Source organism: Gynuella sunshinyii YC6258 (genome assembly GCF_000940805.1).
GTDB lineage: Bacteria > Pseudomonadota > Gammaproteobacteria > Pseudomonadales > Natronospirillaceae > Gynuella > Gynuella sunshinyii.
Genome location: NZ_CP007142.1, coordinates 2,663,390 through 2,679,121, shown reverse-complemented (window position 1 = coordinate 2,679,121; position 15,732 = coordinate 2,663,390). Strand labels below are relative to the sequence as shown.

Genomic DNA, 15,732 nt, shown 5'->3' with positions numbered 1-15,732 from the left:
CACTATGCCTGTAACCATTAAGACCTCTGAAGAAATTGAAAAAATGCGTATCGCCGGCAAACTGGCAGCTGACGTACTGGAAATGATAGGTCCACATATCGTGCCTGGTATCAGTACAGGGGAACTGGACAAAATATGTCATGAGTACATTATCCAGGAACAACAAGCCATTCCTGCACCGTTAAACTACAAAGGTTTTCCCAAATCTATTTGCACCTCTGTAAACCAGGTCATATGCCATGGCATCCCCAGTGACGACAAAATCCTGAAGAAGGGCGACATCGTCAATGTTGACATCACGGTCATCAAAGACGGATATCACGGCGACACCAGTGCCATGTTCTATGTAGGCGAAGTTGCAGCACATGCCGATCGTTTGTGCAAAATCACCCAGGAATGCATGTACAAAGGCATTAGTCAGGTACGTCCGGGTGCATACTTGGGGGATATCGGAGCCGTGATTCAACAGCACGCAGAATCAAACTATTACTCTGTAGTACGAGAATACTGTGGCCACGGTATTGGCAAACAATTTCATGAAGATCCTCAGGTACTCCATTACGGCAGAGCTCAGACTGGCCTGCAGTTAGAAGAAGGAATGATCTTTACAATTGAACCGATGATCAATGCCGGCAAACGGGATTGCAAGGTTTTAAATGACGGCTGGACTGTCGTCACAAAAGATCGCAAACTCTCAGCTCAATGGGAGCATACCTGTCTGGTAACTGCCAACGGTGTGGAAATCCTGACCCTTCGGTCCGATGAAAAAGTGCCGTTTTAATCATGTCCTATCTTTCTGCTTTTGATGATGTCAATTTACTGGATGCCGCAGGTCTTAAATGCATGCTGGATTCTTCCACCAGTCGCATCTCTGTATTCAAACAAGCATTAAATGATCTCAAAGAGAAACTTGATCAGCGATTTTTGCTGGCACTGGAAGATAAAGATGACATTCGCAACATTATTCATGGTCGAGCTCTGGCCATGGATGAACTACTTCGTTGTGCCTGGTCCCAATTTACCTGGACCGCCGGAGAACGCTCACTAATTGCAGTGGGAGGCTATGGTCGGGGAGAGCTCGCCCCTAAGTCTGACATCGACCTGCTGCTACTTTTTCAATCTGAAGCAGATATCAATGACAACTCCGATTCCATTCAGGCCTTTCTGACGTTCTTGTGGGACATCAACCTTGAAGTGGGTCACAGCGTCAGAACCCTGGAAGCTTGCGTCACTGAAGCCACCAATGACGTTACGGTTGTGACAAATTTGATGGAGTCACGACTGATCGCTGGTAGCGACCCGTTGCGCGAGCAAATGATGGAAGCAACGTCTGCATCACATATATGGCCTAGCAAGGACTTTTACAAAGCCAAGCTGAATGAGCAATATAACCGCCATCAGAAGTATAACGATATTGAATATAACCTCGAACCCAATCTGAAAGCATCGCCAGGTGGCCTGCGGGATATCCAGATGATCGGGTGGGTGGCAAAGCGCCACTTTGGTGACTCTGACCTCATCGATCTGGTTAACCGCCAATTCCTGACAGAGTCTGAATATCGAACACTGATAGAAGGACAAAGCTTTATTTGGAAAATCCGTTACGCTCTTCATATGCTCACCAACCGCGAAGAAGATAGAATTTTATTCGATCTCCAAAAACGGCTGGCAGATCTGTTTGGCTATCAGGATCAAAAAGGAAAGCTTGGCATTGAGCGGCTGATGCAAAGTTATTACCGCCGCGTTTTTCATTTACGGCAGCTCAGCGACACCTTGCTGCAGCTATTTGACGAAGCGATCCTTCAGGCAGGCAGTGGCGATCAAATCACCGACCTGAACAAGCGTTTTCAGATACGCAACGGCTATATTGAAGCCAAAAACGAGAGTGTTTTTACCACCACCCCATCAGCACTGATGGAAATCTTTGTGCTGCTGGCACAAACCAAGGATGTTGTTGGCATCCGCGCCGAGACCATTCGTCTGATCAGCCAGGCACGTCACCTGATAGACGGTCATTTTCGGCAGGATATCCGCAATATCATGTATTTTGTCGAACTGCTCCGATCCCGCAATGGTGTTTCAACCAATCTGGGACGCATGAGCCGTTATGGAATTCTGGGCCGCTATCTTCCGGAATTCGGTGCGATCGTTGGGCAGATGCAATACGACTTGTTCCATATTTATACGGTAGATGCCCATTCGCTCCAGGTTGTTAAAAACCTGCGCAAGTTTCGACATCGTGGGAACACAGAGCTCTTTCCATTGGCAACTGAAGTCATTAAAAAGCTGCCTAAAGTCGAGCTGGCCTATGTTTCAGCCCTGTATCACGACATTGGCAAGGGCCGCGGAGGCGATCACTCGCAATTGGGAGCGGTAGATGCCAAGCTGTTCTGTAAACGCCACCGTTTTGCTGAGTGGGATACCAACCTGGTGGCCTGGTTAGTGGAAAATCATCTGTCCATGTCCACTACCGCACAAAGAAAAGATATTTCCGACCCGGATGTCATTCTTGAATTTGCCCGCCATGTTGGAGACCTGACGCGGCTAAACTATTTATATGTGCTAACCGTAGCCGATATCTATGCCACCAACCCCAACCTATGGAACAGCTGGCGCGCATCATTAATAAAGCAGCTGTACCTGGAAACCCAGCGCACCATACGTCGCGGACTTAAAAATCCGGTTGGGAAAGATGAACGTATTCAACACACGAAAGAAAGAGCCCTGGAAATTCTGGCGGCTGGCGGTTTCACCAGAGATGAAGTAGACGCCATATGGGATAATCCTGGCGATGACTATTTCCTGCGGGAGACTCCAGAAAATATCGCCTGGCACACAAAAGCCATCGGTTCCAACGGCCTTGGGGTTCCATTGGTTCTGATCCAGGAGATCGACGAAAACTCCTACGCCGGCGCCACCCAAATATTTATTTACGCTCCGGACCGTGCACATCTGTTTGCCGATATCGCAACAGTTATGGAGTCACTGGGTCTTTCCATCCACGATGCCCGCATCATGACGTCATCAGGCAGCCAGTTTTCGTTGGATACATTTATTGTGCTTGATGAAGAAGGCAAAGGTATTGGCAACGATCCTGAAAAAATCAGAACCATCCAACACAAGCTGTTATTTGCCATCAGCAACCCGAATGAAATAAAGACCATTCGCCGCCGAACCCCCAGACAGCTTAAACACTTCAAAATCCCTACCCAGGTCATTATCAGCAACGATCTGGACCATGATCGAACCATCGTTGAGTTGATTTCTGTTGACCGCCCCGGACTGCTGGCCCGGATTGGGGAAATTTTCCGGGAACTTGATATCAGGCTTCAAAATGCGCGCATCTCAACACTAGGTGAAAGAGTTGAAGATATCTTTTTTGTTTTGGATAAAAACAACCAACCCATCACAGATTCCCAGCTATGTCAGCGACTCAAAGAACAACTAGAACGGAAATTGACTGAAGAACAATGAATACTCACTTAGCAGCATTACAGCCCTACCCCTTTGAAAAGCTGGCAAAACTTAAAGCAGGGACCACCCCTCCTGACGGAGTTGACCATATCTCTCTGTCCATCGGGGAACCTAAACATGAAAGCCCACAGCTGGTCATAGATGCGTTAAAAAACAGTTTTTCGTTGTTGGAGACCTATCCCTCTACCCGGGGAACTGTCGAACTCCGAAAAACCATCGCAAGATGGTTAGAACGCCGCTTTAAACTGAACAAAATTAATGCAGACACCGAAGTATTGCCGGTTACCGGTTCTCGGGAAGCCCTGTTTTCTGCCGTGATGGCATTGTTTGATCATGATCGCCACGATGACCAAATCGCATTCCCCAATCCCTTTTATCAAATCTATGAAGGCGCCACCATACTCGCCGGTGCAAAGCCTCTACTAATACCTTGCACTCAAGAATCCAGCTTTAAGGCGGACCTCTCCACCATAACGCCACAACAATGGGATCAGACCCAGATCCTATTTATATGTACTCCCGGCAATCCAACTGGGGCGGTACTGTCAGAAGCAGAATTAATTGAAATCATTAAACTGGCTGACAAGCACAATTTTTTGATCTTCAGCGACGAATGCTACTCCGAAATCTACTTTCATGAATCAAGCCCACCTCCAGGACTGCTACAGGCTTGTGCCAAAATGGGACGTACCGACTACGCCCGTTGCTTGGCTTTCAATAGTCTGTCAAAACGCTCCAACATTCCCGGCATGCGCAGCGGCCTGGTAGCAGGAGATGCCAGTCTGATCAAACAGTTTTTGCTATATAGAACTTACCATGGCTGTGCAATGCCACCACACCACCAACAAGCCAGCATCGCCGCCTGGAATGATGAGCAGCATGTTCTGGAAAATCGCAACCAATATAGGGATAAATTCGCGCTCGCATTAAATACTCTGAACCCAAAACTTCAGATCTATCAACCGGATGCAGCGTTTTATCTTTGGGCAAAAACTCCTGTTACCGATACCGAATTTACCCGAGGCCTGTTTCAACACAGTAATATAACGGTTCTCCCCGGTTCGTTTTTGAGCCGAAAAACGGGTCATGGAGATCCTGGAAGCAACCATGTGCGAATCGCTCTTGTTGCCAGCCTTGAAGAATGCACTCAGGCTTTCAACCGTATCAATGCATTCCTAGACACTCTCTAAAATACAGGAGTCTGTTCATGACCATCATGTATGGCATCCCCAACTGCGACACCATCAAAAAAGCCAAAGAATGGATGCAGGGTAATAATCAAACTTTTGAGTTCCATAATTTCAAAAAAGATGGCATCTCCAAAGAAAAAATACGCCAATGGCTAACCCAAATATCCTGGCAGGAACTCATAAATCGCAAAGGTACCACCTGGAGAAAACTGGACCAGGATTTACGGGATAATATGACGGAGCAGTTAGCTATAGACACTATCCTGGCAAACCCTTCCATCATAAAACGCCCGGTACTTGAAACCGGACAAAAAGTATATCTGGGCTTTTCTCCAGATATGTATTCTCAACTGTTCACCTAAATTTGGAGAGAGAACACGACATGCCTCACTTTGCCTTGGCATTTGGTACTGCCACAAAAAACAAACAGGGTAAAATCATCGAAAGTTACTTCCCAGAACCCCTACTTTCTCCCGATGAAAATCTAACAAAGGAACTCGCCCAACTACTTGCCTGTACCGGTGGAAATCAGGTTACGGAAGTAAGCGTGGACAAATGCCCTGATCTGGCGGCCATTTTTGAGTCATTTGGGCTTAACCTGAGCGCAGCACTTGCTAAAACAGCTGTAGATTCTGACCAGCCTCTGATATTGGTAACTCTCGAAACAGACAGCGCGCCATCCACGATCCCCGAGGCATTCCTGAAACTGCACCTGCTTTCACATCGGCTGGTCAAGCCTCATGGAACCAATCTCGATGGTATTTTTGGACTGCTACATAACATCGCCTGGACCAATCTGGGAGCAATTGATCTACCAGAACTGCCAGAGTGGCAAATACAGACACGCTTGAGAGGTCAGGTCTTACAGATATTCAGCATCGATAAATTCCCTAAAATGACAGACTATGTCGTTCCCAGCGGAGTTCGTATTGCTGATACTGCCCGTGTCCGCCTGGGAGCACATTTAGGTGAAGGCACAACTGTCATGCACGAAGGGTTTGTTAACTTTAACGCAGGAACAGCCGGAGTCAGCATGGTGGAAGGCAGAATTACCGCAGGGGTTATTGTTGGCAATGGCTCTGATATCGGCGGTGGAGCTTCCATCCTTGGCACTCTGTCCGGAGGCGGCAAAATAGTGGTATCCATCGGCGAAAACTGCCTGCTCGGCGCGAACTCAGGGGTAGGTATTCCATTAGGCGATAGGTGTACCATCGAAGCTGGTTTATATTTAACAGCGGGAACGAAAGTCACCGTACTAGACACTAATAAAAAACCTGTCGAAACGGTAAAAGCGAGAGAGTTGGCCGGCAAAAGTGACTTACTGTTTTGGCGCAACTCACAAACCGGTGCAGTTGAATGCCTGACGAACCAAACCGCTATTGAACTCAACGAAGCTCTTCATTCCCACAACTAAGTGGAATAACTCTGGTGTCATCTGGCTGATGTCAGGTGACCCTTCATTCCAAATTCGCAGAAGCGATACATTCTCCACGACCGAAATCAATAAATATTCATTTATTGATATGTACATGACAGCCGTTAATGACAGGCGGTTATCGCCTGTGATGAGATAAGTCCGTAGATAAAAAACATGTCACCCAGGAGACATAGCGTATGCTTATAGTTGTCCCGAAAGAACGAGACCCTCTTGAACATCGAGTTGCTGCAACCCCTGCAAGTGTCGAAAAGCTGATCAAGCTAGGATTCACTGTTAGCGTCCAAAGTGACGCTGGAGCAGATGCAAGCTTTACCAATGAATCATATATAAAGGCAGGTGCCGATATTGTCGAAGATGCTGCTGAGTTATATTCCGCCGCTGATATCGTACTTAAGGTCAATGCCCCAAAAGGCAATGATCTGCGCCAGCTAAAAGCAAATACCATTCTGATTTGCTTCGTCTGGCCAGCACAAAATGAATCATTGTTGAAATCGCTGGCCAAGAAAAATATCCAGGTTCTGGCCATGGATTCTGTTCCAAGAATCTCCCGCGCACAGAAAATGGATGCCTTAAGCTCCATGGCTAATATTGCCGGTTACCGGGCAGTAATTGAGGCAGCGCATCACTTTGGCCGGTTTCTGAATGGCCAAATTACTGCAGCTGGAAAAATTCCTCCAGCCAAAGTGCTAGTGATTGGTGCTGGCGTCGCTGGCCTCGCGGCTATTGGAACAGCGAAAAGCATGGGAGCAATTGTTAAAGCTTTCGACACCCGCCCCATCGTTAAAGAGCAGGTCGAGTCCATGGGAGGGCAATTCCTAACGGTCAATATAGAAGAGGATGGCTCAGGCATTGGCGGCTATGCCAAAGAGATGTCCCAAGCATTTATTGACGCAGAAATGGCACTGTTCCGGGAAGAGGCCAAAGATGTCGACATCGTCATCACAACTGCCCTGATTCCAGGCAAACCTGCCCCCAAGCTATGGCTGGCTGATATGGTTGAGACCATGAAAGATGGTTCCGTTATTGTCGATTTAGCAGGAGAGCAAGGAGGTAACTGTGAGCTGACATCTCCAGGTAAAGTTGTCACCGAACATGGTGTCACTATCGTTGCGTATACCAATCTTGCAAGCCGCTTGCCCACCCAATCATCAACTTTATATGCACAAAACCTGGTACACCTCCTGACCGACTTATGTCCGGACAAAAATGGTGAAGCTGTTATAAATATGGAAGACGAAGTCATCAGGGGTGCAACCGTTGTTAAAGACGGCGAAATCACCTGGCCACCACCGGCCCCGAAATTGAGTGCTCAGCCAACACCAACACCTGAGCCCAAAGTTACCATTCCTGAGCCTCCTGCCAAGAAAAAATCGGACGCAAAGTCCATTATTGGCTTCTGGATTGCCGCCGGCATTTGCCTGCTAGGACTGGGAAGCGTCGCTCCTGCTGAGTTCGTTTCTCACTTTACAGTGTTTGTATTGTCCATCTTTATAGGCTGGCAGGTCATCTGGAATGTAACCCACGCACTGCATACCCCACTGATGAGTGTTACCAACGCGATCTCAGGAATTGTAGTCATCGGTTCGCTATTACAAATCAGCGGCTCCGGCTCCTGGCTGGTTACACTCATGGCATTCATCGCAGTTCTGTTTGCCACCATCAACATTGCCGGAGGGTTCTTTGTAACCCACCGCATGTTAAAAATGTTTCGTCGATAAGAGGCCAGCATCATGAATGGAATGATTACCATGGCTTATCTATTTTCAGCCGTTATGTTTATCCTGAGCCTGTCCGGACTAAGCTCACAAGAAACAGCCAAACGTGGGAACTTTTATGGAATTGCAGGGATGGCCGTTGCGGTTCTTGCAACGATCTTCAGTGCCGCAGTCGAAGCCTATAGTCTGCTGATCATTGCAATGGTCATTGGTTCTGCGATTGGCCTGACTCTGGCAAGACGCGTGGAAATGACCGCCATGCCTCAGTTGGTCGCCATGCTGCACAGCTTCGTCGGTCTAGCAGCAGTGCTGATAGGCTGGGGCGGTTACCTCGATCCACGTTCACACCTTCAGGGAGCCGAACTGGTCATTCACAACACCGAAATTTATCTTGGGATCTTTATCGGCGCAGTGACACTGACTGGCTCATTGGTAGCATTTGGCAAACTCCAAGGCAAAATTTCCGGACGACCACTCACCTTGCCTGGGCGCCACATGCTTAACCTGGTCGCACTGATTATCACCTTTATTATGATGATGATCTTTGTTAGTAACGGGCATTCCAGCGTCAATACAGCCATGCTGCTTGTTATGACAATCATAGCACTGTTAATAGGTATCCATTTGGTAGCTGCAATTGGGGGCGCAGACATGCCGGTAGTGGTATCAATGCTTAACAGCTATTCTGGATGGGCGGCTTCTGCTACAGGATTCATGCTGGCAAATGATCTGTTGATCGTAACAGGGGCACTAGTCGGTTCATCCGGTGCAATCCTCTCCTATATAATGTGCAAAGGAATGAACCGTTCATTTATATCAGTAATCATGGGAGGATTTGGAACCGATGGTGGCACTCCTACTGACGATGATGCTCCCCAAGGTGAGGCCATAGCAATTCCGGCAGAGGAAGTCGCTGAAGAATTGGAAAATGCAGACAGCATTATCATCACCCCCGGGTTCGGAATGGCCGTCGCACACGCGCAACAAGCAGTAAGCGAATTGACAGAAAACCTTAGAAGAAAAGGCAAAATCGTCAGATTTGGCATTCACCCGGTTGCAGGGCGCCTGCCAGGCCATATGAATGTTTTACTGGCAGAAGCGAATGTGCCTTACGACATTGTTTTGGAAATGGACGAAATCAATGAAGACTTTCCAGACACAGATGTTGTACTCGTTATCGGTGCCAATGACACAGTCAACCCAGATGCAGTAGAAAAACCAAACTCACCGATAGCTGGTATGCCTGTATTAGAGGTATGGAAATCCAAACGTGTTGTTGTACTCAAGCGCTCAATGGCGTCTGGCTATGCAGGTGTTGCCAACCCTCTCTTTGTAAAGGAAAACACCAGGATGCTATTCGGTGACGCCAAAGACAGCGTTCAGGAAGTAATCAAAAACTTAAAGTAAACTGAAACCTGAATAGTGGTTATAAAAAGGGGCATAGTGCCCCTTTTTTATAAAAACAAGCAAAAAATGATAGCCACGACCAGAATCCGCTGATAATTCTGTATAAACTAACACTATCATCTGTACTTTCTGACATTTTTATTGCTCACAGTTCAGACAAGAATTCAACCCTGTTTCAGATTACATGAAATTTACAAAATAAAACCAACAGACATATTCTTTACAGTTTAAAATCTTAAAAAACTCATTTATTACATTTTTCCTGCTTTTTTCGTAAATATATTTACATTTTTTGGATATTTTTTTGTAAACAATCTTGGTTCAATTTCACTTTTCTAGCGTTTACTTGTCTGACACTAGTATCTAGCACCAATACTTCAATTACTGAGCTCAAAAACTTTACATATCGTTTATTCATCAGATGAACAATGGCTGAATGGTCTTATTAGGTGGCTTGTATGAATTTATAGGTAGTGGTGTCATATGCGCCGAAGTGAGTGGAATAAACATCCTGCTACGGTGTCGTTTTTGCCCACAATCATAAGTAAGAAAATCAACTTAAATGATAAATGGTGTGATTAATATGAAAAAAATGGCCTTATCGATTGCTGTTTCAACAGTGGTAGCTGCTTCTGGCGCATCTGCGGCAACAATTTTGGAGCAAGACAACCTCAAACTGAATCTGGAAGGTGATTTCCAGGTTAACTTTGAGAAGAGCAGAGTCAAAGATAGCAAAGTACAGATGGAATATGATGATCTGGAAATAAAATTCAAACCTACTTATACCCTTGATAATGGAATGACCGCTTTCGGAGTTCTTGAAATTGATTTCAACAAAGAAGGTGACAGTGGAGCCGCAAAAAATCTAGACGATGGTTATGTCGGCTTAGGTTACATGGGCGGCAAAGTTTCCATGGGTGATATGGTTTATGCATCAGATGATTTTGGCATCGGTGAAGACTATGAACTAGGAATGGATACTGCATTTGCTAACACTTCAGGCTCTGATGTTATCAAAGCCGAGTACAGTACTGATATGTTCACTGTTAAAGCCTCTTATGATATGGAAGAGAATCATGGTAGCGGTGACAAAGATGAGTCTGCCTTTGATCTTTATGGCGAAACTTCATTTGGTGATATCACTGTTGCGGGTGCATTTCAATCTTATAAAGCTGATGGCGACGCCGATGAAGTTAATAACTTCGGTGCAAGTATCTCTTACTCTGTAGATATGTTTAGTGTTGCAGCAGAAGTGTCTAGTAGTGAAGGATTTATAGTCGATAATATCAATATCGAAGACGCTGTTGAATATCAAATCGCTGGTACTTATAGTGCCACAGATGCAGTAACTTTGGCTGCTGGCATTGGCCAAATCCTGCCAGACAACGATGATATCGCAAATATCACGGTTTATTATGTAAACGCTAAATACGCTTTTGCTGAAAAAGCATATGTTTTTGCAGAAATTGGTGGCGCTGACACTGATGATGTAGATACAGACCTGGGTTACGCTGCTGGCTTGGCTGTTAAGTTCTAAGATAGATAGCATTTAGTTATCTAAGACGAAGCCTCATAGAGATTCTCTTTGAGGCTTTCCAGAATTTTCAAAACATTGCCATGATTGACTAATACCAATAAAGGCGATGTTAAAAAGAATTTGTACTCCGGTTGAGTACAAACAAGAGTCATCTGGTAGCTAAGGATGACACTTTGATGTTCAGATTTTTCTGACTTCAAGATTCCCAAACTTCGTTAAGCGGCATAAAGGTAACTTGTTCGAAATTGCTACCTTAAAACAAGTTTACCGCCGCTCTTTTTCCCACAAATTCATCTCAGCTAGTCTCTTCCTTAGTATTCCTTCAGAATAAAAAACCAATCAGATGACTCATTAAATCACTGTTTCAATGAGGTTTTTATAGAATCACCTTCAGACATGTAAACAAACTCCTCAAACTCAATTCATTCAGAATTCTTCTATCTCTCAATTAAATAAATATTTTTATTTACAAAATATCTGTTTAGAATACCGGAACAGCTCTTTGACATAGCGATACAGGAGAATCTGTCATGGTTACAGCTGTTCAATATGAATCGGTGTTTAGTCAATGGGCACCAGATCACCACAATGGTCTTTCCAATCATCTACCAATGGCCATATTGGCATTAATTCGCCTGGGTGCTAATGAACAGGATATAGAAGAGTTCTCGAAACTATATTGTCGCCAACTTGATCCATTACAAGAGATTCCGGCTCAGATCCTGACCAAACAGGAACTACTGTCTTTAATAGGAAAGGGAGAGAAGTTTTATCAGGTACAGTTTACTTTCGATCATTTGATCCAAAAGAACGGAGCAGAAGATACACTCAGAACCTGGCTTCCCATCTTATGTACGGGGCCTTCTACCCGGGCATTTCATCCGCTAATTCGCTTGGGTTATGCTCTACAATTCCAGCTAAATAGCGAAGTTGCTCATGCATTGGCAGACTGGCTGGTTCATTTGGTCAGTTACCCCTGGCCGAATAACCACCACTCTTCCCATCCAGGCAGTCTGGAGAGTCTAATTTCTGACCTCCAAAATAAAAGACAATCTTTTCAACCAATAACACATCGATTGATTGATGATGAACTCCGGGCCGTCACTCTGTTTCCCGAATATCAATCTCTGGTCTTACAGCCTGGAACCAGCGACCTGAACCTTGCAGATATGCAAAAGGTTGCCCTTAGCTGGTATATACAAAGCCATGACTTCTGCGCTTTACATGCTATTACAGGTGGTTATGCATTCAATATGACTATTCCATACCTGGAAAACCCCTACTTCGCTATTAAGACATTTTGGTTGAGTCTGGTGCTCGCCTACCTGTCTCGCTCCCCTGTTGATACAAAAGAAAAAACATCGATTTCAACAGATCTGAGTACCTTGAAGTCTAAGGCAATAGCATCCATGGATGCTCATACCATCAAGTTGGCGGATATCTGTCTTCAGCAATACGAAATGACGGGCGATATAAAATATCTGGAGGCCGCCTGGACCCGTATATAAGCACGAGCATTTACCAAGAGGTATTTACATTGTCCTACACGAGTCGTTTTTTTGCTTATCTAAACCGCTTAAGCCTGATAAAACGTTGGGGGCTTATGCACAACACAGTATCTGAGAATGTCATGGAACATAGTTGGCAAGTTGCCACTATTGCCCATACTCTCGGTGTCATCGGCAAGGATATATTCGGGAAAGAATATCAGCCTGAAATGATAGCCACAGCCGCCTTGTATCATGATTGTAGTGAAATCATCACCGGTGACATGCCATCACCTATCAAATATTACTCTGGAGTGATAGCTGATGCTTATAAAGCTATCGAGAATGAAGCTGAGCAGCAACTCCTGGCATTGCTACCCGATAAGCTAAAGCCTGAGTTCAAGCGCTTCCTGGTACATGAAAATATCGCTCCACATGTAAAAACCCTGGTCAAAGCAGCGGATCTAATCAGCGCATATCTGAAGTGTCAACAGGAACTTGATCGTGGAAACAGTGAGTTTAAAACCGCCGCCAAAGAAATCGAACGGACCATTCGCGAACTTGAGCTGGTCGAAGTGGATTATTTCATGGCGACCTTTGTGGAAAGCTATCAGTTGACCTTAGATGAACTCCTGGCCAAACACGATAGCGAGAACTGACCGTGCCTGAAATTTGACTAACACAGTGAAAATCATTGAGCCTTTTAGCAACCCTTCTCATCTGTTGTGATCCAACAAACCAGTAGTCCAAGGATATTGGTTTGACCAATTTTGACTAATTGTCGCGCTCCCTACTGGTCCTAAAAGCGTCCTTTCACTAAAAAAAACCATATTAAAGCAGGTAAATTATTAAGCGTTTATCCCCTAAAAACTGAGATCTTTGCCTTTCAGGTAGCGACAGCACACACAATATATCTCAAAAACAACAAATTTTTAGACTTTTTCACTATTTAAATATTTTTCAAATTCCCCTAAAGTGATTTCAAACCACAGCGATAAACAGGCACTGGCCTCCTAGAAAACCGGCCTGGGAACTATACATCCTTCTCTAGTTTGCCTATTTCTATAAAGCTCTGGTTTCTATTTGACTCTGACATAAAAATAACAAAATCCGGTTCCTGTGAATTACTCCTGGTTGATGCACAAAGGTTCCCGGAGGAGAAAATTAATGAAAAAATCTGATGCATTAAAAAGACGTGAAATACTTAAAAAGGGACTGACGGGAGCGGGTGTTGTAGCTACCGCTGCTACAATTTCCGCGCCAGCCATTGCTGCAAATCGCATGGAAGTTACCATGGTTTCTACTTGGCCCAGAGATTTTCCGGGCCTTGGAACCGGTGCTCAAAGGTTTGCCAAACGTGTAACAGACATGACAGATGGTCGTATTTCCATCAAATACTATGCTGCCGGAGAACGGGTTGGAGCTTTCGATGCCGTCGATCACGTGGCTTCCGGTGACGCACAGCTTTACCACGGTGCAGAGTACTACTGGAAAGGGAAACACCCTGGTTTCGCTTATTTTACTGCGGTTCCTTTTGGCCTGACTTGCAGTGAAATGAATGCATGGATTCGCTTTGGCGGTGGGCAGGAACTTTGGGATGAACTGTCCGCGCAGTTTGGCCTGAAAGGGTTAATGTGTGGGAATACAGGCGTGCAGATGGGAGGCTGGTTTCGCAAAGAAATCAACACACCTGATGACTTTAAGGGTTTAAAATTCCGTATGCCTGGTCTGGGTGGAGATGTCATCGCCAAACTGGGAGCCTCTCCAGTTTCTTTACCCGGCGGTCAAATCTATGAAAACCTGATTTCCGGTTCCATTGATGCCACGGAATGGGTTGGTCCATGGAATGACCAAATCATGAAGTTCTATGAAGCAGCAAAATATTACTATTATCCTGGCATGCACGAGCCAGGCTCTATGCTTTCAATCGGTATGAATAAAAAATGGTGGGATAGCCTGTCCAAATCAGATCAGCTGATCATCGAAGCAGCAGCGTCCATGGAAAACGACGTTATGTTTGCCGAATACACTGCCAAAAATGGTGCCGCGTTACAGCAGCTTATCACCCAGCAGGGAGTAAAGCTCAGAAAGTTCAGTGACGAAATCTATGATGCTTTCGGAGAAGCCAGCGAAGAAGTATATGAAGAAGTACAAAAACATAGTTCTCTCGCAAAGAATATACATTCGAGCTTTGTCAAAGCGCGCAAAGAAACAGGTGCCTGGGCCAAAATATCAGACGTTGAATATATCGCCCAACGTAACAGGGTACTTGGCTTTTAAGTGACCCTCGAAAACCATAATCACGCGATAAACAACTTATAGACCTCCTAACTATAAGCTTTATCGCGTGCTTACGAATGGGTCTCAATGTAATTGCCTGTGCCATTAGCCTGTAGAGCTACCAAACATTATGAGTCTGCCAGCGAACTAAATAAGTTGTTATCTATGAACTCAACTAGCCTGAAGGAAGAGCCAAAAAACAAGCTCTCCACCACAGTCAATTCTAAAACCCTGGAAGTGACTGCAAGAGTTGTTGCTGCATCAGTGATTTTCCTGACAGCCTGCTTTCTATTAAATAATTACCTCAATTTCTGGCATGCCTGGCCAGGCATGCTGATTTTTTTAAACTCGGGACTAAACCTCCCTGACAGTAATTCATTAGGGTGGTTACAAGTTATCAGTTACCTGCTCGTTATACCCGCAGCTGTCTTATACGTATACCGAAACGCCACGGATACGTTGATAGAAAACGCCCACAAATGGGACTCCCTGGTTAGATTTATTATCAGAGCAGCATTCTGGGCGGTATTTTTGATCGGCCTATTCGACAGTCTCATCTCCTTCTTGCGTATAGAAGGCTTTCTTCCCTATGTGGTAGGTGACAACCTATCGACTCAACTCGGACGATCAAATTTTCGCGGTCTCTATCTGCATTTTCCCTTAATTGGACTCTCAGTTTTGATCGCCGCCATGGTGAAAAAAATTGATTTTTTCTGGCTGGCTTTAATGGTCGTGCTGACGGAGTTCGGCATAGTTATCTCCCGCTTTGTTTTTTCCTACGAACAAGCATTCATGGGAGATCTGGTCAGGTTCTGGTACGCCGCCCTGTTCCTGTTTGCCAGTGCCTATACCTTCTTTCATGACGGCCATGTGCGTGTAGATGTCCTTTATGGGCGATTCAGTAAGCACACCAAAGCATGGACAAATATTCTTGGGATTTTGTTTCTTGGGTTACCACTCTGCTGGATCATTCTATCAACGGGCATGTGGGAAAAAACCAGTAGCATTATCAGTCCGCTTGTTAATTACGAGATCACCCAAAGCAATTATGGGTTGTACGTGAAATATCTGATGGTGTTCTACCTGATCATTTTTGCAGTAACCATGATCATTCAGTTCTGTAGCTATTTCCTGACTAACATTGCAGACCTACTCGGTCAAAGTGATGAAGATCCATCAGTAGCCTTTTTACAAGATCATTAGG

At 45.2% G+C, this 15,732-nt stretch carries 12 protein-coding genes; all 12 read left to right on the top strand.

What is annotated here, in order from left to right; all coding sequences use genetic code 11:
• The first annotated feature begins 4 nt into the window (after positions 1-4).
• The gene (gene map / locus YC6258_RS11745; protein WP_044617161.1) at positions 5-781 is read left to right on the top strand and encodes a type I methionyl aminopeptidase; all 777 of its coding nucleotides are present in this window, start codon (positions 5-7) and stop codon (positions 779-781) included.
• 2 nt (positions 782-783) lie between these two features.
• Positions 784-3,474: a [protein-PII] uridylyltransferase gene (locus tag YC6258_RS11740; RefSeq protein ID WP_052830228.1), complete on the top strand. Its 2,691-nt coding sequence runs from the start codon at positions 784-786 to the stop codon at positions 3,472-3,474.
• Positions 3,471-4,664 carry a succinyldiaminopimelate transaminase gene (dapC, locus tag YC6258_RS11735; RefSeq protein WP_044617160.1) on the top strand — a complete coding sequence of 398 codons (1,194 nt, stop codon included), beginning with the start codon at positions 3,471-3,473 and terminating at the stop codon, positions 4,662-4,664. The genes YC6258_RS11740 and dapC overlap by 4 nt, the downstream gene beginning before the upstream one ends.
• 17 nt (positions 4,665-4,681) lie before the next feature.
• Positions 4,682-5,026 carry a Spx/MgsR family RNA polymerase-binding regulatory protein gene (locus tag YC6258_RS11730; protein ID WP_044617159.1) on the top strand — a complete coding sequence of 115 codons (345 nt, stop codon included), beginning with the start codon at positions 4,682-4,684 and terminating at the stop codon, positions 5,024-5,026.
• Between the two features lie 20 nt (positions 5,027-5,046).
• Positions 5,047-6,078, top strand: coding sequence for a 2,3,4,5-tetrahydropyridine-2,6-dicarboxylate N-succinyltransferase (gene dapD, locus YC6258_RS11725; RefSeq protein WP_044617158.1), 1,032 nt, complete (start codon positions 5,047-5,049; stop codon positions 6,076-6,078).
• A 200-nt stretch (positions 6,079-6,278) separates the two neighbouring features.
• Positions 6,279-7,820 (top strand): Re/Si-specific NAD(P)(+) transhydrogenase subunit alpha, encoded by a 1,542-nt coding sequence (locus YC6258_RS11720; RefSeq protein ID WP_044617157.1) that lies wholly within the window; start codon positions 6,279-6,281, stop codon positions 7,818-7,820.
• Between the two features lie 12 nt (positions 7,821-7,832).
• Entirely contained in the window at positions 7,833-9,224 is a 1,392-nt protein-coding gene (gene pntB, locus YC6258_RS11715) for a Re/Si-specific NAD(P)(+) transhydrogenase subunit beta (protein ID WP_044617156.1), read from the top strand.
• Positions 9,225-9,807: 583 nt separating this feature from the next.
• Positions 9,808-10,761: a porin gene (locus tag YC6258_RS11710; RefSeq protein ID WP_044617155.1), complete on the top strand. Its 954-nt coding sequence runs from the start codon at positions 9,808-9,810 to the stop codon at positions 10,759-10,761.
• Between the two features lie 530 nt (positions 10,762-11,291).
• Positions 11,292-12,269, top strand: coding sequence for a questin oxidase family protein (locus YC6258_RS11705; protein ID WP_044617154.1), 978 nt, complete (start codon positions 11,292-11,294; stop codon positions 12,267-12,269).
• 29 nt (positions 12,270-12,298) lie between these two features.
• The gene (gene yfbR, locus YC6258_RS11700) at positions 12,299-12,907 is read left to right on the top strand and encodes a 5'-deoxynucleotidase (RefSeq protein ID WP_044617153.1); all 609 of its coding nucleotides are present in this window, start codon (positions 12,299-12,301) and stop codon (positions 12,905-12,907) included.
• 508 nt (positions 12,908-13,415) lie between these two features.
• Positions 13,416-14,528 (top strand): TRAP transporter substrate-binding protein, encoded by a 1,113-nt coding sequence (locus tag YC6258_RS11695; protein ID WP_044617152.1) that lies wholly within the window; start codon positions 13,416-13,418, stop codon positions 14,526-14,528.
• Between the two features lie 165 nt (positions 14,529-14,693).
• Complete coding sequence (locus tag YC6258_RS11690) at positions 14,694-15,731, top strand: TRAP transporter small permease subunit (protein ID WP_144407620.1); 1,038 nt, start codon at positions 14,694-14,696, stop codon at positions 15,729-15,731.
• Position 15,732: the final 1 nt, after the last annotated feature.

Excerpts from the sequence above, each read along its gene's own strand:
- map (WP_044617161.1), top strand. The coding sequence starts at position 5 with ATGCCTGTAACCATTAAGACCTCTGAAGAAATTGAAAAAATGCGTATC.
- YC6258_RS11740 (WP_052830228.1), top strand. The coding sequence starts at position 784 with ATGTCCTATCTTTCTGCTTTTGATGATGTCAATTTACTGGATGCCGCA.
- dapC (WP_044617160.1), top strand. The coding sequence starts at position 3,471 with ATGAATACTCACTTAGCAGCATTACAGCCCTACCCCTTTGAAAAGCTG.
- YC6258_RS11730 (WP_044617159.1), top strand. The coding sequence starts at position 4,682 with ATGACCATCATGTATGGCATCCCCAACTGCGACACCATCAAAAAAGCC.
- dapD (WP_044617158.1), top strand. The coding sequence starts at position 5,047 with ATGCCTCACTTTGCCTTGGCATTTGGTACTGCCACAAAAAACAAACAG.
- YC6258_RS11720 (WP_044617157.1), top strand. The coding sequence starts at position 6,279 with ATGCTTATAGTTGTCCCGAAAGAACGAGACCCTCTTGAACATCGAGTT.
- pntB (WP_044617156.1), top strand. The coding sequence starts at position 7,833 with ATGAATGGAATGATTACCATGGCTTATCTATTTTCAGCCGTTATGTTT.
- YC6258_RS11710 (WP_044617155.1), top strand. The coding sequence starts at position 9,808 with ATGAAAAAAATGGCCTTATCGATTGCTGTTTCAACAGTGGTAGCTGCT.
- YC6258_RS11705 (WP_044617154.1), top strand. The coding sequence starts at position 11,292 with ATGGTTACAGCTGTTCAATATGAATCGGTGTTTAGTCAATGGGCACCA.
- YC6258_RS11695 (WP_044617152.1), top strand. The coding sequence starts at position 13,416 with ATGAAAAAATCTGATGCATTAAAAAGACGTGAAATACTTAAAAAGGGA.
- YC6258_RS11690 (WP_144407620.1), top strand. The coding sequence starts at position 14,694 with ATGAACTCAACTAGCCTGAAGGAAGAGCCAAAAAACAAGCTCTCCACC.